The organism is Flavobacterium sp. (assembly GCF_017744675.1).
Taxonomy (GTDB): Bacteria; Bacteroidota; Bacteroidia; order Flavobacteriales; family Flavobacteriaceae; genus Flavobacterium.
In genome coordinates, this window is the sequence record NZ_JAGIAV010000001.1 from 938,862 (window position 1) to 958,485 (window position 19,624).

Consider the following 19,624-nt stretch of genomic DNA (forward strand, 5'->3'; position numbering starts at 1 on the left):
AAAACAATTATGTGTTTTTCAAATTGATAATTTCTTGATCGGTCAAAAAGCGCCAGTTTCCGCGAGGCAGGTTCTTTTTGGTTAATCCTGCAAAAGAAACACGGTCAATACGCAAAACATTGTATTCGAAAGATTCAAAAATAGAACGCACCACTTTTACGTTAGCAGTACGCAATTTAAGACCAACTTCGCTTTTTGGTTCATTATCAATATAGCTTACTTCTTCAACAAAAACGCGGTGTCCGTCAAGAACCAAACCTTTGCTGATTTTTTCCAAATCTTCAAACTTCAAGTTTTTATCTAAAGAAACCTGATAGATTTTAGAAGATTTCTGATTCGGCAATGTAAACTTACGAATCATATCAGTATCGTTTGTAAACAACAACAAACCGGTTGTATTTTTGTCCATTCTCCCTACAGCAGCAATTTTAGCATTTGTAGCACCACGAACAAGTTCTAGAACGTTACGGTATTCTTGACCTTCGTCAAAAGCAGTCGTAAAGTTTTTAGGCTTATTCAATAAAATATATTCTTTCTTTTCAGGAGTTAGCGTAACGCCGTCAAAGTTTACAACATCATTCAGTTTTACCAAATATCCCATTTCGGTAACTACATTACCGTTTACTTTTACGTTTCCAGACTGAATGTAAATATCAGCATCACGACGAGAACAAACGCCAGAATTAGAGATGTATTTGTTCAAACGAATTTCATCTGAAGCCTTTTGTCTCTTTGCAGGCTGATTTTGTTTTCTAAATTTTTCTGCTGCTGCTTCCTGTGCCGCTTTAACTTCAGGTTTCACTTTTTTAGGCCCTTGCGCGCGCTTAGCCATAGGAGGTTTTGGCTTACTAGAGTTTGATCTTGAGCTATTTGGTCTAGATCCGCCTCTTTTATTTTTGCCTTCCTTGTTGTTCATAGAATCATTAATTTGTGCAAAGATAGTTTTTTCCTGCTAATAAATCTTAAGTTCTATGTTCTTAGATTAATAGCAGTAATTTTCAGATACATTAGAATCACCGCAATTGGCTTTTTTTCAAACATGGATTCCCGCTTTCCATTACAATCTTTTATGGTGAACCCCACCATAAAAGGATTTTCATTTCAATCGGGGCTAATCTCAAACAATTGGCTTCTTTTAATTATTTTGGCTATTTCACAAAGAGCACAAACATTAAGTCTCTCAAAGAATCTTTTGTGTATCTCTGCGAAATCCTTCGCGCATCTCTGTGAAATATAAAAACTTAACAGTAAATATTTTGACTCTTTCACAAAGAGCCACAAAGCTGATCACAAAGTCTCTCAAAGAATTTTGTGTATCTCTGCGGAATCCTTCGCGCATCTCTGTGGAATATAAAAAACTTAACAGTAAATATTTTTGGCTATTTCACAAAGAGCCACAAAGCTGATCACAAAGTCTCACAAAGAATCTTTTGTGTATCTCTGAGAAATCCTTCGCGTATCTCTGTGGAATAAAAAAAAATTAGTAATTAGAAATCAATTCCTTTCCGTGCCATAAAACACTAGGATTGATCAAGACAATGCAAAAAACGCCAGAAACAATCAGGAATTTTAAAACATTGTGAAGTCTTAAAAACTGCTCTTTAGAATTGGACTTCCATAAATAAATCAGGAAAAAAAGTAAAACTCCAAAACAAACATAAAAGTAAATATCCATGTAGCCTACATCATAAATATTTACCAAAACGTAAACAGGAACAATCGTCAAAATAGTCAAAGCAGTAATGATTTGCTTAGAGATTTTTTCTCCATACAAAACAGGAATTGTTCTGTAATCTGTAACTAAGTCACCTTTTAGGTTTTCTAAATCTTTGATCATTTCGCGAATCAGTAAAAGTAAAAATAAGAAAACCGCATGTGCCGAAATCACAACAAAATGACTCATGTGATTTTCTATTTCTTCAAATGAAATCTTGTTATAGAAATATAGTAATATGGCAAAAAACGGAGTTACTGCAAGCAATGCCGACATTAGGTTCCCGATAATTGGATACTTCTTGATTTTATGAGAATAAAACCAAATCATGAAAATATAGACAGAAAAGAACAAAAATGCGCGCCAAGAAACGATTCCAGCCATTAACACAGCAAGAAAATTCAAACCAAAATAAACATTCAGTTTTGTTTTCTGGCTAACCAAACGATCCAGCATCGATTTGTTAGGTCTGTTGATTAAGTCTTTTTGGCTGTCGTAAAAATTATTGATAATATATCCAGAAGCGATTGTAATAGCCGAGGCAAAAACTATTAGAAATAAATAAAAATCTAGCAGAATATCTAGTGCTCTAATTTCTGGAGCAAGTATAAAGATCGCCGATAAATATTGCGCTAAAACTATTATTGGAATGTTATAACCTCTAACCACAGAGAACAGACTAACAATTTTCATTATTAAAAGTTTTTGCTGTCTGTTTAACATAAAGTTTTGTTTGTGGAGATTAGTTTAGGGAAGTTAAAAGATATTTTTTAATTCAAAAATTTAGAGTTTGTTTTTTAACAATTCTTTAGAACCATAGCCCAATTTTCTAATACAAGCCAAAGCTTGTTTTTGAGTGATTTCAATTTCTCTAATGTCCTTTTTTTCTACAAAAACCACCGATCCGCTCCAAGGATTTGGCGCATCTGGAATAAAAACGGTAAATTCATTATCGTTTATTTGTTCAATTAAAAAAGCAAATTGCCAGCCTGCATCTGTAGGCACCATAATTACTTTTAAATCTTCTTTAGATTCAAAACCCATTATGCTTTCATTCATATTCTTGATAAATGCATAACCTGGAACCAAACTCAAAACATTGTCTTCAATTTTTTGGATGAGCTTTTTGGCATAAACAGTTCTCGCTAATAAACCTGCTGCAAAACAAATTATGATAATAATGGTTACAGCAATAATTTCCTGTAACGCAAACCCCATAAATTTTACTCTTGGAAGAGAACTTACAATTGGGACTGTAATTTTTTGTACTATATGATATCCTTTTTCAAATAGAACCAATAACAAAATTAATGGCGCTAAAAAAAGAATTCCTCCTAAAAAAGTTGCTTTGATAATCTTTAAAATACCATTCATGTTCAGTAACTTTTTTAGGTTAAATATTAGGAAAGTCTATTCAAATAAGTATCGTTTTTAGGAAATTAAAATTGATAAACAACTTCTAATTTGTAATCTTTTAAAGAAGCTTTAGCACGTTCTAAATCTTCGGTGAAACCAAGAATATAACCGCCTCCGCCAGAACCGCAAAGTTTTAGGTAATAATCATTGGTGTCAATTCCGTGTTGCCAGATTCCGTGAAATTGTTCTGGAATCATTGGCTTGAAGTGATTTAAAACAACTTTAGAAAGTTTTTTAGTATTGGTAAACAACGATTTCATATCGCCATGCAGGAAGTTTTCTACGCAGGCATCGGTGTATTTTACAAACTGATTTTTAAGCATAGCGCGGAAGCCTTTATCTTTTAGGTTTTCCATAAAAATGCTCACCATTGGAGCCGTTTCGCCAACAATTCCTGAATCTAACAAAAATACAGCACCTTTTCCGTCAAAACTTTGAGTCGGAATTCCAGTTGCTTCAATATTGTCTTTTGAATTGATCAAGATTGGAATACTCAAATAACTGTTTAGCGGATCTAAACCTGAACTTTTTCCGTGGAAAAAGCTTTCCATTTGAGAAAATATATTTTTTAACTGTAATAGTTTTTCACGAGTCAGATTTTCTAAAACGGTGATTTTATTAGCAGCATATTTATCATAAATAGCAGCTACAAGAGCACCGCTGCTTCCAACGCCATATCCTTGCGGAATACTAGAATCGAAATACATTCCAGTTTCAACATCATTCTTTAACGTTTCTAAATCGAAAGTGACCAATTCTGGCTGCTGCGTGTGCAAAACTTCAAGATAAGCTGCAAAACTTCGTAAACTTCTGTTTGATGCGATTGCTTCTTCAGTAGGTTCTTCGCTTTTTTTCAAAGCGCCGTTGTAAAAATTATAAGGAATAGAAAGTCCTTTAGAGTCGCGGATAATTCCGTATTCTCCAAAGAGTAATATTTTTGAGTAAAATAAGGGTCCTTTCATGATTTATTTTATGTCTTTCTTTTAAAAGTAATTTTTATTTGGGTGGATCTTAGCCTTTAATATACAAGCCAATTATCATCATTGCTAAGGCAAAAAACAAACCGACAAACCATTTTATCATGTCGTTTTTCGCGTCTACAATTTCTTTTTTTACAAAATCCCTAGTGGCAATTTCATTTTTATCTTGTCTGATTTCTTCACTAATAGTTCTGTCAATCGCTTCAACAAACTCTTTAGCCTTACTCTCATCGAGATTAAGTTCTTTTCTAAATAAATCGTAAAGTTTTATTGCAGCTGTATTCATAAATGTAATCAAAAAACTATTCTAAAATATATAAAGATACGCAAAATTACAATGCAATCGCGCCATTTCCAATTTCGTCGCAAATGTACTGACTATTCTGACAAAATACAACTAATTCGTCTTGAATAAATTGACGCACTTTTGCCGCAACATTTTCAGGATAAAGAACATGAACATTTGCACCAGCATCAAGCGTAAAACAAACTGGAATCTGCGTTTCGTTTCTGAATTTCCAGATCGCATTTATGATTTGTAGTGTATTGGGCTTCATCAGAATAAAATAAGGCATAGAAGTCATCATCATGGCGTGCAAAGTCAAGGCTTCGCTTTCTATAACTTTAATGAATTCGTCTATATTTCCATTTTCAAAAATGGCGATTAATTTATCCAGATTTTCGTGTGCCTGGGCAAAACGTCTTTCGGCATATGGATGATTGTGCATCAAATCATGTCCAACTGTACTCGAAACTTGTTTTTCGCCTTTATCAACCAATAAAATAGTATCTTGGTAATTCTTGAAATTTTCGTGAATCGTATACGGAAATTCAACACCAAATAAATCGGTGCTTCCTTCAATATTAGCCTGATTTCCCCAAACTACAACATTTCCTTTCACGCTTCTGCAAGCACTTCCAGAACCTAAACGAGCCAAAAATGAAGCTTTCTGATAGAAATAATCCTCTGTCATTTCTGGATTTAGTTTTTTTTCTAAACTCATAAAATTCATTGCCAAAGCAGCCATTCCAGAAGCCGAAGAAGCAATTCCTGAGCTATGCGGAAATGTGTTTTGAGTATCAATTGTAAAATGATAATCTTTCAAAAACGGCAGATAAGCTTCAACTCTTTCTAAAAACTTCTGAATTTTTGGTTTGAAATCTTCTTTTGGTTTTCCCTCAAAAAGCAAATCAAATGAAAAACCATTTGTCGAAGCTGAAGTATCTTTTTTCGAAAAAGCCAGTTTCGTAATCGTTTTACAATTGTTAAGTGTAAAACTTATTGACGGATTTGCCGGAATCTGATTGTCTTTTTTTCCCCAGTATTTCACTAATGCAATGTTGCTTGGCGCGCTCCACTCGAAGTTTCCGTTTTCGATTGTTGAAGTATATGAAGTTGGTATAAAATCAGCTGCTGAATACATGAATTATAAAATTTTGGCAAAGATAACTTTTAAATTTTTTCACCATATAAGTTATATAAGAAATATAAGCCGCTTTGCTAAAATGAACTTATATGACTTATATGGTTTAAATTTTCTTTTGACTATTTTTGAATTCAAAATTTGATAAAATGAATAAGTTCGTAAAAATCGCTATAGCTTTAGTTATATGTTTAACAGTAGGATATTCTGCAAGTTTGGTTACAAGACCAAGTATTGAGACTTGGTATGTAACTTTAGAAAAACCTGTTTTTAATCCGCCGAATTGGATTTTTATGCCGGTTTGGACAGTGCTTTATATTTTTATGGCAATTGCAGCTGCTTTGGTTTGGGATAGAATAAAAGAAAATACGGAAGAAGTAAAAAAAGCATTGCTTTTCTTCATCATTCAGTTGATTTTAAATTCAATCTGGTCATATTTATTCTTCGGATTGAAAAATCCAATGTTAGCTCTAATCGAAATTGTGCTGCTATGGCTGATGATTTATGAGACATACCTGAAATTTATCAAAATCAACAAAACAGCAGGATATTTATTAATTCCGTATTTGGCTTGGGTTGGATTTGCTACGGTTTTGAATGCAAGTATTTGGTGGTTAAACAAGTAGTTTTTTAATTTTTAATCTCCGTTTTCAGTTTCTTAAATTCTTCATTTTTAGCATATAAAAAATCCATTGTATAAAGTAGATTTTTCTGTTTTAGAATAACTTCCGAGTGCGGATCGGCTGTACAGAATTCTAGAAAAAGAGTTTTTTCATCATGATTTAATTTTAAGTCTTTTGTAAAGAAATCCAGAGGGCAGGTTGCTTCCGCAAATGTTTTGAAATCTAATTCGGAAGTTTTCTTTTTGGATTTTTTGTTTGTGGCGTCTTCTTTCTTAAATAAGTCTACAAGACCTTTCCCCATTGCCATAAAATTCATTCCATTGGCAATAGATCCGTCATTGACACCAGTATATTTTTCTAAACTTTGAGAAGCTTTCAATAACGCAATTGAGTCTGAAACTTCTTGAGGAGTATTAACTTTTGGAAATTTTATATTCGTAATTAAAACTTCTTCCAATTCTTCAGGCTTCAAAATCATATTAACCACAATATTATTTTGATCGATATTTTCCTGAGATATTTTCAACCTTTTAAAAAAGTAGTCTTTAGAGAAGAAAAGTACACTGTCGTTTGAACGAACTAGAATCGAAAATTCTCCTAGTGTATTTGTTCTTGTGCTGATTTTGGCAGTTTTATTAATTACTTCCACTTTACTAAGCGGAATGTTTTGCGAAAGAACTTTTCCATTCAACACTTTTTCATTTTGAGAAACGCTGATTTGATAAGTGAAAATAGAAATTGTGGTAAGTAATTTTACTCTCATATAGGATTAATTAGTTGAGAGTAAAATTATTAGAATAGTCTTAACGAAAACTTACAGAATCTGTAAATTCTTGTTAATTAAATTGAATCGAGTTTTTGAATTTCTCTAATTCACCTTTATTAAATAGAACAGGCCCATGTCCAAAACACAATATTTTAGGTTGTAATGACACCAACTTTAATATTGATTTTCTATTGATTTCTTGGTCTGTTGTGAATAGGTAAGGAGGTTCATGCAAGCCAACTTTTGTAGTGAGTAAATCCATATTTACCATGGCATCACCAACAATTAAAACCCCGTCTTTTTCTCTAAAAAAAGACAAATGACCTCTTGAATGTCCAGGGGTTTCAATAACCATAAATCCGCCGATTTGATCTCCTTCTTTTAGAGTTTTAGAAACAGAATGTCCTCTTCCTGCCCAAAATTTTTTCTGAAGTTTTGAAATAATATGATTCGGATTCTGGTATTCTGTAGTTACATTTCCGTTTTCAGCAAATTCTTTATCAAGTTCACTGCATAAAAGCGGAACATTCAGGGTTTCGCAGATTGCTTTGCTGCTTCCCTGATGATCGGCATGAGCATGCGTTAGTGCGTGTTGGGTAACGGTTTTGTCTTTAAGGACTTTTAATATTTTATTGGCAGAACTTCTAATTCCAGCATCAATTAAAACATCTTCAATTAAATAACAGTTTATAGCGTTTCTAGGAAATAAAGGGATTTGATAAACGTCTTTGGCAATATTCTTCATCTTTTCAAATTTTGTTTTGGCAAAGATTCGAATTTGGCTTTTTAATCCACTTGATAAATGTTAAGAAATGTCTTGGCGGATTCTGCTCAGCGATTCTGGAGTAATTCCGAGAAAAGAAGCGATATAAATTAAAGGCGTTCGCTGGATTATTTTGGCTGGAGCCGAAGCTAAAAAAGTCTGGTATTTTTCTTTGGCAGGAATCATTTGCAGTTTTAAAACGCGATCTGCCATGCAGAGGTAATTCTGCTCGGCCAGAATTCTTCCGACACGATCCCAATTTGGAATTTCGTTATAGAGAAATTGCATTTTTTCGAAAGAAATCGAAAGCACTTCGCAATCTTCAATACATTGAATATTCTCAAAAGATGCCGTCTGGTTGATAAAGCTGGAATAAGAAGCAATAAAACCTTCGTCAGTACTTAAATACGTCGTAATTTCTTTTCCGTCTTTTAAGTAATAGACCCTCGCCAATCCGTTCAAAATAAAGAAAATCTTGTTACTGATTTTTCCCATTGACGAAAGATATTCTTTGGCATTAAATTTTTGATATTCAAAACAAGAGGCAATTGTCCCAATTTCATTTTCAGAAAAAGAGGCAATTGCTGTGATCTGTTTTTGGAGTGAAAGATTTTTATTTGCCAATTATTATGTAACAGTATATTTTTTTATTGGATACTAATTTTTTCTATTGCCCATTCTTTGTTTAAACCTGCTCCAGTTGCTTTTACTATTACAAATAAATTATTTCCAGCAGAATTACTAAACACAAAAAATGGTTCAGCATCATAAAATACTTTTTCTGATTCATTTTTAGAAACTAAAAATTGCTCTAATGATATTTTGTTTTTAAAAGCAAGATTTGTGTCATTATATACATAAACGTAAGGAAGTTTCTTTTGAATCCAACTATCATCAGCTACAAGTAGTAGATAAAGATTATTTTTGGCTGCTGAATGGTCTAACCATTGAATAGGTGAGTATGGGTTTGTTTCAGTATTGATTGTGCCGTTATATATCATATCCTGACTTCTAAGTTCCGAAGTTTTAAAGACAGTTTTTCCTCTAGTAAATATTCTATTACCATCTTCAGAAAACCATAGATTTCCGTTCATAATATAATCTCCATGATAAGGAGAATCATAGCCATATTCTGCATTTCCATTTTGAATATCATATTTTTCTATATCTGATGGAGATAAATTGTTTTCTGCGCCATATATGTATTTACCTGATGGATGTAATCGTGCTTTATTTCCTTCGTAAATTTTCTCGCCAATATGTTCGTACTCATTATCAGTTATCAAGTTTAAATTGATGGATCTTATAAAAGTTGATTGTCCATTCTTAGGAAAAACATATGCCCATTTATTGTTTCCAAGAACAATATCATTAGCGTAACAAGATATAGGATAAGTTTTTGTGATAGTTTTGTTAATTAAATCGATGTAAGAAATGTATCGATCATGTCCAGCAACGGCTGTCTTTCCGTCTAGAGATAATGAAATACATGTAGGGGCGTATGACAAAGGTATACTTTCAATCAAGCCTGTATTTGTAGATAGAATATTTACTGCGGCTGGACTTGCAGAGACATATACAAGTTGATTGGTAACTTTAGAAAACTCTGCATCGACAACATCAGAATTTAAAATTACCTTTTGTTCTACGTAATTAGTTACACTTACAACTATTGAATCTTTTTTATTATTAATATTTAAATATAATTTTGAGTACGATTTGCCATTTGGTAAGTTTTGCTTATCAACCGTAACCGTAATTTCATCATGATTTAGAGCAGTTACAACTCCATCTTTTTTAGAAAGATTTACATAATTTTTTGAATTTGTCAACGTATAATTTAAAATTGATTCACCTTGATTTTCAATATTAAGAACAAGTTTGTTGTTGAAAATTGTAAAATTTAAGGTGTCTGGCACTGAGTAAGTTGCTTCTTTAGTTTGTTCATTAGAATCATTACTTGAACAGCCAATAATTGTTAACAATGTGATTAATGCTAATACAATTTTTTTCATATTATATTAAAAAGAAAAGGTGAATATTAATTGGTTTTAATTAAAAAAAAACATTTGTTAGTTGATATCGATTTTTTGAATTGCCCATTCTTTGACTAAGTCAGAATTAACGGCTTTTGTTATCACAAACAAACGATTTTCTGTTGAGTTGCTAAAAACAAAATAAGGTGCAGCATCATAAGTTTCTACACTATTTCTTTCTGCCTGATTGAAATATTTTTCCAAATCAAATTTCTTTACATAACTAAGATCTGAATCGTTAAAAACATAAATGTTGTTTAGTTTTATCGGATTCCAATCATCATCATTTGAAAAAATCACATATAATTTGGCTTTTGAAGAAGAATGATCTAGCCAATTGACCATATAATTGTTTTCAGAAGGAATTTGGCCATTGTATACACCATCTAAACTATTAAGTTCAGAAGTCTTTAAAACATTTCTATTTCTTGTAAAAAGCCTATTACCATCTTCTGAAAACCATACGTTAGAAATAGTATAGCTCTGTTCTTCAAAATCAGATTCATATCTATCATCAATATTTCCATTTTTAACTGTAAGTTTTTGAACTTTAGATCTTGATGACGGACTTTGTGCATAGATATACTTGCCTGAAGGATGTAATCTTCCTTTAGTTCCTGCGTATGTCTGATTGTACATACTTTCAGGCATTTCATAATTATACTCCAAATTCATATTAACACTTCTTAAATACGTCCATTGATCTTTTTCAGGAAAAACATACGCCCATTTATTTTTTCCAAGAACAATATCAAGCGCAGAACAAGAAATATCGTAGGTCTGGATTATGGATGGATTTTTTAAATTAACATGTGTGATGTGGCCATCATGACCTACTACAGCTGTAATGCCATCTTGTGAAATAGAAATACATTTAGGAGGATAAGCCAATGATATTTTTTTAAATGATTCTGTCTTAGAATCAAAAATATTTACTTGTGAAGGGTTTGATGAAACATATACTAATTGATCCGTTTTTTTTGAATATTCAGCATCAATTACATTTGTACTTAGCAATATTTTGCTTTCTTTAATATTTTCCGAATCAGTAGAATCACAGGCAAATACCGTAAAAAGTAGAATAGTTGCCAAGAGTATTTTTTTCATTAATTGTTTAGTTTTTATTTGTAAGGGAGGTCTTGTTTAAAGCGACAAATATAGAAAAGTATTTGAAAGAATCCTTACGGTAAAACTACTTGATTATAAAATCTCAATTAATTCTGAAGCCGTATTCACAACCAGTTTTGCACCGCTGTTTTTTAATTCTTTTTCGGTTCTGTAGCCCCAAGTAACGCCTACAGGAAACATATTGGCATTTACAGCTGTTTGCATATCGATATCAGAATCGCCGACAAAAAGAATTTCTTCAGGTTTTAAATTCCATTTTTTGCCAATTGCTAACGCTTCAAATGGATTAGGTTTTTTTAGCGCTTCTGTGCTTAAACCAATCGCTGTATCAAAATGATTTGGAAATATTTCAGATGCTATTTTCTTTGTCAATTCATCGGCTTTATTTGAGAAAACCGCCATTTTAATGTTTTGCGAAGTCAGGTTTTCTAACAACTCCACAATTCCATCATAAGGTTTGGTTTTCAGCGTACAGATTTCACGATATTCGTTAATCATACATTCAAAACAAATTTCAATCTGTTCGTCCGAATTGTTGCTTGCAGGAAGTGCTTTGCTAACCAAATTTCGCAATCCGCTTCCAATAAAATATTGATACGTATCGTAAGTATGAGTGGGGAAATTTAGACCTTGAAGCACTTTGTTCATCGCATCTGAAATGTCTTCTAACGAATTGACTAATGTGCCATCTAAATCGAAAATAATTCCTTTAAATTTCATGTTGTATTAAATATTTTGAGCCAGAATAAACCCGCTTGTCCAGGCGTTCTGAAAATTAAATCCTCCTGTTATGGCATCGATATTGACAATTTCTCCAGCAAAATAAAGGTTCTCGTGTATTTTGCTTTCCATGGTTTTAAAGTTGATTTCTTTTAAATCGATTCCGCCAGCTGTTACAAATTCCTCCTTAAAAGTACTTTTGCCGTTGACTTTAAATTCAGATTTTGTTAATTGTGAAGTTAAATTCTGCAATTGATTTTTAGATAAATCCGCCCATTTCATTTCTGCATCAATTCCCGAAGCCAAAACCAAACTTTCCCACAAACGATTTGGGAAGTCAAAAGGTGATTTTTTAGAAACTGCTTTTTTAGCGTGTTCTTGTTTTAAGTCTTTTAAGATTTTTTCAGCATCTTCATAATCGACATCATTTAGCCAATTTACAAAAATGGTAAACTGATAATTTTTATCGTGCAGAATGCGTGCGCCCCAAGCCGAAAGCTTCAAAATGGCGGGTCCGCTCATTCCCCAATGCGTAATTAACAAAGGTCCTGTTGATTCTAATTTGGTGTCTTTTACATTTACGGTAACTTGTGCCGCAACGCCTGGCAATTCTTTTATTCTAGAATCTTTGATATTGAAAGTAAATAGGGAAGGAACAGGACTTACAATGGCGTGACCGTGCTCTTGAAGCATTTCCCAAATTTTGGGATTGCTTCCGGTTGCCATTACTAATTTTTCAGTAGCATAATTATCAGTTTGCGTATCAATTTTCCAGTGATTTTCTTTTTTGAAAATCGACTGAACACTTTGTCCCGTAAGTACTTTTATGCCTAATTTTTCAGTTGCTTTTAAAAAACAATCGATTATAGTTTGTGACGAATTGGAAACTGGAAACATTCTGCCGTCTTCTTCGATTTTTAATTCAACACCATGTTTTTCAAACCATTCGATTGTATCTCCTGAGCAGAATTGGTGAAAGGGTCCGCGAAGTTCTTTTTCGCCGCGAGGGTAAAATTTTACTAATTCGTTGGGTTCAAAGCAAGCGTGCGTGACGTTGCATCGTCCGCCACCCGAAACGCGGACTTTAGAAAGAACTTCTTTTCCTCTTTCTAAAATAGCGATTTTCAGTTTCGGATTTTTCTCAGCAATATTGATTGCGGTAAAAAAACCTGCAGCGCCTCCGCCAACGATTATTATGTCGAAATTTTTAATCATATTTTTTTTGGTTGCCACTAATTACACGAATTGGCACTAATTTTTTTGCCACAGATTAAAATGATTTACACAGATTTTTTCAAATTTAAATATGAATAAATTAATTCGTGGAAATTTGTGTAATTCGTGGCGAAAAAAAATCCTTCTAATCAGTGTAATCTGTGGCTATTCTATATTTTGTCTGGATTATCAGAGATAATTCCGTTTACTTTATAGCTTTTTACTTTTTGAATGTCTTCTTCTGAGTTTACTGTCCAAGGGAAAACCAAGAATTCTTTTTCTTGAATTTGCTGCACATTTTCTTTATTCAATAACTGAAAATCAGGGTTGATTGCTTTTGCTTTTATCGATTCGGCGAAAGCCAAAGCAGTTTCAATATTTTCTTCGGTTAAAACGCCAATCGGAATATTTGGATTTAAACTTGAAGTTTCCTGAAGCATATTCCAATCGAAACTTGAAATTATAAAGTTATTGTAATTCCATTTTTTTTCTGAAATATATTGCTCAATTATCCAAACAACTTTAGGAGCAGTTCCTAAACCTTTTAATTCAATATTGATCAGACATTTTTTGTCAACCAAATCAAAAACCTCATTTAAAGTTGGAATTTGGAATTTTTCATCAATCAGAAAAGATTTTAATTCAGATAATGAAAAAGTATTTACCAAACCCTCTCCGTTAGTTGTTCTGTCTATGGTTTCGTCATGAATTACGATAATATGTCCGTCAGCGCTTAGGTGAACGTCAAGTTCAATTCCGTCTGAATGTAAGTCTAAGGCTTTTTGAAACGCTTGAAGTGTATTTTCAGGTTCGTATGCTTTTGCACCTCTATGAGCTATTTTTAGCATTTTCTGAGTTTTTTTTCTAACCGCAAAGGTCGCAAAGATTTATTAGAATAAATAGCCACGAATTCACGAATTTTTATTCTCAAAGATTGTAAAAAATAAATTCGTGAATTCGTGGCGGAAAAAATTTTAAATCTTCTCTAGTAAAACAATCCCAAATTCGCTGTCAATAATCACTTTTCCATCAACAACTTCTGTTTTCTGGTTAGAAAATGCATCACGTAATTTAGTTCCGTTTTCGAAAAGGGAATATACAGAAAGTTCTTTTCTGCCTTCGGGTAAATCTAGACCGATTAAGACTTTATCAGCATAGGATCCTTTAGAATATATTCTTGAAAATAGATACGGCTGACTACTTAATTGTGTATGAACTCCCGCACCAACTGCAGGGTGATTTCTTCTAAACTGACCTAATTTCTGCCAGTGTGAAAGCATGAATTTTGTATCTGGATTGTTTTCAATATCGTCCCAATTCATGTTTGAACGTAATGTTGCATCGCCTTGAGTTTCTTCAACAACCAAAGAACGATTCGATTCGTCTCCGTAATACACTTGTGACATTCCTGGTGAAAGTAAAAGCTTTGTTCCTGCTTGAAAACCTTTCACACGATTCGCATCAAAAGGCTGGCCGTCGTCGTGTGAAGAAACATAATTCAAAACCGAATATCCTTTTAATTCATTATTTAGATGATTGGAATATTTCGAGAATAAAGTTTCGTAATCGCTTTGAGCAGCATTCCATTTAAACTCAAAATTGATCAAGCTGTTAAAGCCATTTTGAAAATAATTGACTTTTCGATCTCCAAAATCGTAATCTTGACCGCCGCTGATTCCGTAACCGTAAACTTCGGCAATCGTATAAAACGGATTCTGATCTAAAACCTGTAAAGGATGGTGTTTTTTCCAAGTTTCAAAAGCATAATCACATTCTTTTTTGAAATCAGCCCAAACGCCTTCTTCGGTGTGTTTTACAGTGTCGGCGCGGTAACCGTCAATTCCGAATTCTAGAATATAATCAGTAAGCCATTTTATAATGTAGTATTTAGGGCTTCTTGGATAACCTGTTCTTTTAAAGAATTCATCTAACGAAGCGACTTCTTTTTCGTAACGTCCTTCTTTTTTCCATTTTTCAATTAAAAAAGGAGGGAGTTCTACGTTTTGAGAACTTTCAGTTCTTACATCAGGAAGATTATCAACCAAAGTACACATTGTAGTGTTTTCAAATGATTTGTAATCGCAGACTACGCCCGTTCGTACCCAATCAGAAGGCCATACTGGATCTTCTGGGGTTACTGGACCTGTATGATTGATTACACCGTCTAAAACTATTCTGATTCCTCGTTCATGTGCTTTTTTTACCAAATTGGCTAAATCTTCTTTTGTTCCAAAGTTCGGATCTAAAGCTGTCCAGTCTTTTGCCCAATAGCCATGAAAACCATAACTCAATCCAGTTCCTTCATCAACGCCATCATGAATTTGCTCTACAATTGGCGTAAGCCAAATGGCATTGATTCCTAATTTTTCAAAATAACCTTCTTCGATTTTTTTAGTGATTCCGATGATATCTCCGCCTTCAAATCCACGAAGTTTTCCAGGAGTTTTGTTTCGGTTGAAATTTAAATCGTTTGATTCGTTGCCGTTGTAAAAACGGTCTGTTAGTAAAAAATAAACATTTGCTCCTTCCCAAACGAAAGGTGTTTTCGAAGTATTGTCGTTATTCATTGTAACTGATTTTGAGCCAGAACAACCCGTAATTATGAATACTAAAGATAAAAAAAGGAAAGTGTATTTTTTCATTATTTAGGAAATTTTTAGGTAAAAAAATAGCCACGAATTCACGAATTTTATTCTCAGTGATTGTCAAAAAATAATTCGTGAATTCGTGGCGGAAAAAAAATAAAAATATTGTTATTCCAATTCTAAAACCAAGGCTGATTTTGGTTCCAATGTAATTTCAGAAGCTAAATCGAATGTTTTTCCTGTGATAACATCTTTTCCTGATTTGAAGTTTTTGATGCTTTCTTTGAAACGATTTGTTTTTACAACTTGCTCTTTTGCATTGTTATTGAAAACTACCATAACCGTTTTAGCATCAGTATATCTGAAATATACGTAGGTGTTATTTTCAGGAATATAATGTGTCATTTTTCCGAAATGAACTGCTTCATTTGTTTTTCTCCAGCTGAATAATTTTGAACTGAAATCAAAATACGCAGCTTGTTCTGGAGTTCTTCCTTCTTTTGTAAAAGCATTGTTTTTGTCGCCAGCCCATCCGCCTGGGAAATCTTGACGAATATCGGCATCTCCGCCTTTGCCTTTATCACCGCCCATTCCAATTTCTGAACCGTAATAAATCTGTGGGATTCCGCGAACTGTAGCCAATAAAGTCATTGCCAGTTTGTATTTTGGCAAATCGTATTTGAAATTATGATTCATACGATCTGTATCGTGGTTTTCGGCAAAAACCAAAATGTTGTTTGGGTTTGGATATAAAAAATCCATTGCAAAATTGTTGTAGAATTTAATCAATCCGTTGTCCCAGCTTGGTTCATTTTCGTTGAAAGCAGAAGTAATCTGGCTTTGAAGCGTAAAATCCATTACAGTTGGAAGATTCGAATTGTAGTTTTCAATCGCTCCAATTTTACTGTCTTTTTGCCAAAAAGCTAAATTTGCCTGATTGTGCATCCAGATTTCACCCACAATATTAAAATTTGGGTATTCGTCTGTAATTGCTTTTGCCCAATTTGCCATTGCCGTTTTATCCGAATAATTATAAGTGTCTACACGAAAACCATCCAAATTTGCATATTCAATCCACCAAATAGCATTTTGAGTTAAGTATTTAGCAACAAGCGGATTTCTTAAATTCAAGTCTGGCATTGAAGGCACAAACCAGCCGTCAACACAAACTTCCTGATCGATTTTTGAAGCATGAATGTCTGTAATTACCTCACGTCTATGATGTGTTTGTGTGTAGTTCTCAAATTGATTCAGCCATGATTTTGTTGGCAAATCTTTCACCATCCAATGCGTAATTCCCCAGTGATTGGTTACATAATCCATAACCAATTTCATGTCTTTTTTGTGCATTTCAGAAGAAAGGCGAACGTAATCTTCATTTGTTCCGTAACGCGGATCAATTCTGTAAACATCAGATTGTCCGTAAGTGTGGTACGAATGCTGTTTGTCGTTGTCTTCGCAAAGAGGTGTGCTCCAGATGGTTGTTGCACCAAGAGACGAAATATAATCTAGGTTTTTGATAATTCCTTCAATATCACCGCCGTGACGTCCGCTTGGATCTTGACGGTTTGCTTTTTCAGTTAAAGAAGCGTCGCTGTCGTTTTTAGTGTTTCCGTTAGCGAAACGATCCGGCATGATTAAGTAAATTAAATCTGATGCATCGTAGCTTTTTCTTTCGGCAGAATTTGCTCTTCTTTCTTTAAGCGTATATTTTTGTTTAAAGGCAACTTTATTATTGTTTTTGAAAGAGAAAACCAATTCAGAAGCTTTTACATCTTTTGTATTAATGGTTACAAAAAGGTAGTTTGGATTTTCTGTTTTTTCGACATTTTTAATTGCAACATTATTCGAAACCGAAGCCTCGTATTGCGAAATGTTTTTTCCGTAGAACATAATCTGAAGTTCTGAATTTTTCATTCCTGTGTACCAGAAAGGAGGTTCTACTTTTTGGATTTGCGCTTTCGCGGAAGCAGAAAACAACAAAACCAATAGGACTAGTTTATAGATAAGTGATGTTTTTTGGTTTTTCATAGTGAAGTAGAATTTAAACCATATAAGAAATGTAAGAACATTTAAGACAAAAACTGGGGGATTTCTATTTAAATGGACTTACATTTCTTATATGATTAATTTAAATTATTTCGTTTCAATAATGCTGATTGCATATCCTCCTCCAGGAGCAGAAAACTGAGATAATTTTGATTTATTAGTTACGGCAATTTTCTTGATGGTATAAGCTTGCGGATTTGTTTTGTAGTGCGCATCTTTTGCATCAGCATAAATTGTAGCGGTATATTTTTTACCTTTTTCAAGGAAACTGAAATCGATGTTTGAAGTACGTGGAGTTTCTCCGTTTACGTTTCCAACGAACCAGTTGTTTGTTCCTTTTGCTTTACGGGCAACAGTGATAAAATCTCCTGGCTCAGCTTCGATATATTTACTTTCTGACCAATCTACAGCTACATCTTTAATGAACTGGAATGCATCTGGAAAACGGTTGTAGTTTTCTGGAGTATCAGCAGCCATTTGCAATGGGCTATACATTGTTACGTATAAAGCCAATTGGTTACAGATTGTACTGTTTACATGCGATTTGTTGTCCGGATTCATTTTGCTGATATCCATTTCGAAGATTCCTGGAGTGTAATCCATTGGACCTCCAATTAATCTTGTAAAAGGTAAAACCGTTACGTGATTTGGTTTAGAACCTCCAAAAGCTTGGTATTCTGTTCCTCTTGCTGCTTCGTTTCCAATTAAGTTAGGGTACGTTCTTGCAATTCCTGTTGGGCGAACAGCTTCGTGAGCGTTCACCATAATTTTGTAATCAGCCGCTTTTTCAATAGCATATTGATAGTGGTTTACAATCCATTGGCTGTAATGGTTTTCACCGCGAGGTAAAATGTCACCTACGTAACCGCTTTTTACAGCATCGTATCCATTGTCTTTCATGAATTTGTAAGCAGCATCCATGTGGCGCTCGTAGTTACGAACAGATCCTGAAGTTTCGTGGTGCATGATAATTTTTACACCTTTAGATTTTGCATATTCGTGAAGCCCTTTAACATCAAAATCTGGGTAAGGCGTTAAGAAATCGAATACATAATCTTTAGAATGTCCGAACCAGTCTTCCCAGCCTTCGTTCCATCCTTCCACTAAAACAGCGTCGAAACCATTTGCAGCTGCGAAGTCAATGTATTTTTTTACGTTAGCATTGTTTGCTCCGTGCGTTCCGTTTGGTTTTGCTTTCGCGAAATCTGTAACACCCAATTGAACTGTTGGATAGTCGTTTGTGTATGACCAAGAGCTTTTTCCTGTAATCATTTCCCACCAAACACCAACGTATTTTATTGGTTTAATCCAAGAAGTATTATCAATTTTTGATGGATCGTTTAAGTTATAAGTCATTTTTGAAGCTAAGATTTCTCTAGCATCGTCGCTTACGATAATCGTTCTCCATGGCGAATGATTTGGCGCTTGCATATGACCTTTATCTCCTTTTGCATCTGGCGTTAACCAAGATTCGAAAACTAAGTTTTTGTCGTCTAAATTCAAGTGCATACAAGAATAGTCAATCAAAGCCGCTTCGTGCAAATTGATGTAGATTCCGTCTGCCGTTTTTAGCATCAAAGAAGTTTGAACTCCTGTTGGTGAAAAAGATTTTTGAGAAACGTTTGCGGTATATGCTTTTTGAGATAAACCTCTAATTTCTGATAATTTAGATTTTGTATAATCGTATTCTTGAGTATCATAATCTCCAGGAATCCAGAAAGCAGTGTGATCTCCCGTCATGGCAAATTGAGATCTTTCTTCTTTGATTACAAAGTAAGTAAGATTCTTTTGTGCTGGGAATTCGTAACGGAAACCTAAACCGTCATCAAACAAACGAAAACGAATTACGATTTGTCGGTCTGTGCTTTTTTGGTTTAAAGTTACTGCCAATTCATTATAGTGATTTCTGATTTGATCTACTTCTCCCCAAACTGGTTTCCAAGTTTCATCAAAAGTTGAAGTTTTTGTATCAACAACAGTAAAATCATTCAACAAAGATTTTTTATCATCTTTAAGTTCAAGACCTAGTTTACTGGTTTTTATAACCTCTTTATTTTTGTATTTTAAATTGTAAGTTGGAGTTCCGTCGCTTTGAAGCGAAAATTCCATTACGAACTTGCCTTCGGGAGATTTTAATTGTTGCGCTTTAGCAATCGTGCTAACCGCAAACAAAACTAAACTGGCGAAAAATAAGTTTTTCATGTT

18 protein-coding genes are annotated in these 19,624 nt (G+C 33.7%); 1 reads left to right on the forward strand and 17 read right to left on the reverse strand.

Annotated features, from left to right (window positions below; all coding sequences use genetic code 11):
• Positions 1-7 precede the first annotated feature (7 nt).
• The 6 genes from J7574_RS04150 to J7574_RS04175 all read right to left on the reverse strand — a co-directional run bounded on the left by J7574_RS04150 (position 8) and on the right by J7574_RS04175 (position 5,534).
• Positions 8-916 carry a pseudouridine synthase gene (locus J7574_RS04150; RefSeq protein ID WP_290964593.1) on the reverse strand — a complete coding sequence of 303 codons (909 nt, stop codon included), beginning with the start codon at positions 914-916 and terminating at the stop codon, positions 8-10.
• A gap of 564 nt (positions 917-1,480) precedes the next feature.
• Positions 1,481-2,437 (reverse strand): geranylgeranylglycerol-phosphate geranylgeranyltransferase, encoded by a 957-nt coding sequence (locus J7574_RS04155; RefSeq protein WP_290964595.1) that lies wholly within the window; start codon positions 2,435-2,437, stop codon positions 1,481-1,483.
• 60 nt (positions 2,438-2,497) lie between these two features.
• Positions 2,498-3,088, reverse strand: coding sequence for a DUF502 domain-containing protein (locus J7574_RS04160; protein ID WP_290964597.1), 591 nt, complete (start codon positions 3,086-3,088; stop codon positions 2,498-2,500).
• Between the two features lie 65 nt (positions 3,089-3,153).
• The gene (locus J7574_RS04165) at positions 3,154-4,092 is read right to left on the reverse strand and encodes a mevalonate kinase (RefSeq protein ID WP_290964600.1); all 939 of its coding nucleotides are present in this window, start codon (positions 4,090-4,092) and stop codon (positions 3,154-3,156) included.
• Positions 4,093-4,141: 49 nt separating this feature from the next.
• Positions 4,142-4,396: a hypothetical protein gene (locus J7574_RS04170; RefSeq protein ID WP_290964602.1), complete on the reverse strand. Its 255-nt coding sequence runs from the start codon at positions 4,394-4,396 to the stop codon at positions 4,142-4,144.
• Positions 4,397-4,442: 46 nt separating this feature from the next.
• Entirely contained in the window at positions 4,443-5,534 is a 1,092-nt protein-coding gene (locus tag J7574_RS04175) for a diphosphomevalonate decarboxylase (RefSeq protein ID WP_290964605.1), read from the reverse strand.
• A gap of 149 nt (positions 5,535-5,683) precedes the next feature.
• Here J7574_RS04175 and J7574_RS04180 point away from each other — a divergent pair, with 149 nt between their 5' ends.
• Positions 5,684-6,160, forward strand: coding sequence for a TspO/MBR family protein (locus tag J7574_RS04180; protein WP_290964608.1), 477 nt, complete (start codon positions 5,684-5,686; stop codon positions 6,158-6,160).
• Between the two features lie 4 nt (positions 6,161-6,164).
• Here J7574_RS04180 and J7574_RS04185 read toward each other — a convergent pair whose 3' ends face one another.
• The 11 genes from J7574_RS04185 to J7574_RS04235 all read right to left on the reverse strand — a co-directional run bounded on the left by J7574_RS04185 (position 6,165) and on the right by J7574_RS04235 (position 19,621).
• On the reverse strand, positions 6,165-6,920 hold the full coding sequence (locus tag J7574_RS04185) for a hypothetical protein (protein WP_290964611.1): 756 nt from the start codon (positions 6,918-6,920) through the stop codon (positions 6,165-6,167).
• Positions 6,921-6,993: 73 nt separating this feature from the next.
• Positions 6,994-7,668, reverse strand: coding sequence for an MBL fold metallo-hydrolase (locus tag J7574_RS04190; RefSeq protein WP_290964614.1), 675 nt, complete (start codon positions 7,666-7,668; stop codon positions 6,994-6,996).
• Positions 7,669-7,728: 60 nt separating this feature from the next.
• Positions 7,729-8,310, reverse strand: a complete 582-nt coding sequence (locus J7574_RS04195; RefSeq protein ID WP_290964616.1) for a Crp/Fnr family transcriptional regulator — start codon at positions 8,308-8,310, stop codon at positions 7,729-7,731.
• Between the two features lie 23 nt (positions 8,311-8,333).
• On the reverse strand, positions 8,334-9,701 hold the full coding sequence (locus J7574_RS04200; RefSeq protein ID WP_290964618.1) for a hypothetical protein: 1,368 nt from the start codon (positions 9,699-9,701) through the stop codon (positions 8,334-8,336).
• A 57-nt stretch (positions 9,702-9,758) separates the two neighbouring features.
• Positions 9,759-10,829, reverse strand: a complete 1,071-nt coding sequence (locus tag J7574_RS04205) for a hypothetical protein (RefSeq protein WP_290964620.1) — start codon at positions 10,827-10,829, stop codon at positions 9,759-9,761.
• 93 nt (positions 10,830-10,922) lie between these two features.
• On the reverse strand, positions 10,923-11,570 hold the full coding sequence (locus J7574_RS04210) for an HAD family hydrolase (RefSeq protein ID WP_290964623.1): 648 nt from the start codon (positions 11,568-11,570) through the stop codon (positions 10,923-10,925).
• Positions 11,571-11,576: 6 nt separating this feature from the next.
• The gene (locus J7574_RS04215; RefSeq protein ID WP_290964626.1) at positions 11,577-12,785 is read right to left on the reverse strand and encodes an NAD(P)/FAD-dependent oxidoreductase; all 1,209 of its coding nucleotides are present in this window, start codon (positions 12,783-12,785) and stop codon (positions 11,577-11,579) included.
• A 170-nt stretch (positions 12,786-12,955) separates the two neighbouring features.
• The gene (locus J7574_RS04220; protein WP_290964629.1) at positions 12,956-13,633 is read right to left on the reverse strand and encodes a glycerophosphodiester phosphodiesterase family protein; all 678 of its coding nucleotides are present in this window, start codon (positions 13,631-13,633) and stop codon (positions 12,956-12,958) included.
• A 126-nt stretch (positions 13,634-13,759) separates the two neighbouring features.
• Positions 13,760-15,427 (reverse strand): alpha-amylase family glycosyl hydrolase, encoded by a 1,668-nt coding sequence (locus tag J7574_RS04225; RefSeq protein WP_290964630.1) that lies wholly within the window; start codon positions 15,425-15,427, stop codon positions 13,760-13,762.
• Between the two features lie 111 nt (positions 15,428-15,538).
• Positions 15,539-17,401 carry a glycoside hydrolase family 13 protein gene (locus J7574_RS04230; protein ID WP_290964632.1) on the reverse strand — a complete coding sequence of 621 codons (1,863 nt, stop codon included), beginning with the start codon at positions 17,399-17,401 and terminating at the stop codon, positions 15,539-15,541.
• Between the two features lie 105 nt (positions 17,402-17,506).
• Complete coding sequence (locus tag J7574_RS04235) at positions 17,507-19,621, reverse strand: glycoside hydrolase family 97 protein (RefSeq protein WP_290964635.1); 2,115 nt, start codon at positions 19,619-19,621, stop codon at positions 17,507-17,509.
• Between the last annotated feature and the right edge of the window lie 3 nt (positions 19,622-19,624).

What these genes read in the sequence shown, in the direction of transcription:
- J7574_RS04190 (WP_290964614.1), bottom strand. Translation starts at nt 7,668, where the DNA reads ATGAAGAATATTGCCAAAGACGTTTATCAAATCCCTTTATTTCCTAGA.
- J7574_RS04205 (WP_290964620.1), bottom strand. Translation starts at nt 10,829, where the DNA reads ATGAAAAAAATACTCTTGGCAACTATTCTACTTTTTACGGTATTTGCC.
- J7574_RS04200 (WP_290964618.1), bottom strand. Translation starts at nt 9,701, where the DNA reads ATGAAAAAAATTGTATTAGCATTAATCACATTGTTAACAATTATTGGC.
- J7574_RS04220 (WP_290964629.1), bottom strand. Translation starts at nt 13,633, where the DNA reads ATGCTAAAAATAGCTCATAGAGGTGCAAAAGCATACGAACCTGAAAAT.
- J7574_RS04150 (WP_290964593.1), bottom strand. Translation starts at nt 916, where the DNA reads ATGAACAACAAGGAAGGCAAAAATAAAAGAGGCGGATCTAGACCAAAT.
- J7574_RS04185 (WP_290964611.1), bottom strand. Translation starts at nt 6,920, where the DNA reads ATGAGAGTAAAATTACTTACCACAATTTCTATTTTCACTTATCAAATC.
- J7574_RS04230 (WP_290964632.1), bottom strand. Translation starts at nt 17,401, where the DNA reads ATGAAAAACCAAAAAACATCACTTATCTATAAACTAGTCCTATTGGTT.
- J7574_RS04180 (WP_290964608.1), top strand. Translation starts at nt 5,684, where the DNA reads ATGAATAAGTTCGTAAAAATCGCTATAGCTTTAGTTATATGTTTAACA.
- J7574_RS04235 (WP_290964635.1), bottom strand. Translation starts at nt 19,621, where the DNA reads ATGAAAAACTTATTTTTCGCCAGTTTAGTTTTGTTTGCGGTTAGCACG.
- J7574_RS04215 (WP_290964626.1), bottom strand. Translation starts at nt 12,785, where the DNA reads ATGATTAAAAATTTCGACATAATAATCGTTGGCGGAGGCGCTGCAGGT.
- J7574_RS04225 (WP_290964630.1), bottom strand. Translation starts at nt 15,427, where the DNA reads ATGAAAAAATACACTTTCCTTTTTTTATCTTTAGTATTCATAATTACG.
- J7574_RS04160 (WP_290964597.1), bottom strand. Translation starts at nt 3,088, where the DNA reads ATGAATGGTATTTTAAAGATTATCAAAGCAACTTTTTTAGGAGGAATT.
- J7574_RS04165 (WP_290964600.1), bottom strand. Translation starts at nt 4,092, where the DNA reads ATGAAAGGACCCTTATTTTACTCAAAAATATTACTCTTTGGAGAATAC.
- J7574_RS04170 (WP_290964602.1), bottom strand. Translation starts at nt 4,396, where the DNA reads ATGAATACAGCTGCAATAAAACTTTACGATTTATTTAGAAAAGAACTT.
- J7574_RS04175 (WP_290964605.1), bottom strand. Translation starts at nt 5,534, where the DNA reads ATGTATTCAGCAGCTGATTTTATACCAACTTCATATACTTCAACAATC.
- J7574_RS04210 (WP_290964623.1), bottom strand. Translation starts at nt 11,570, where the DNA reads ATGAAATTTAAAGGAATTATTTTCGATTTAGATGGCACATTAGTCAAT.
- J7574_RS04155 (WP_290964595.1), bottom strand. Translation starts at nt 2,437, where the DNA reads ATGTTAAACAGACAGCAAAAACTTTTAATAATGAAAATTGTTAGTCTG.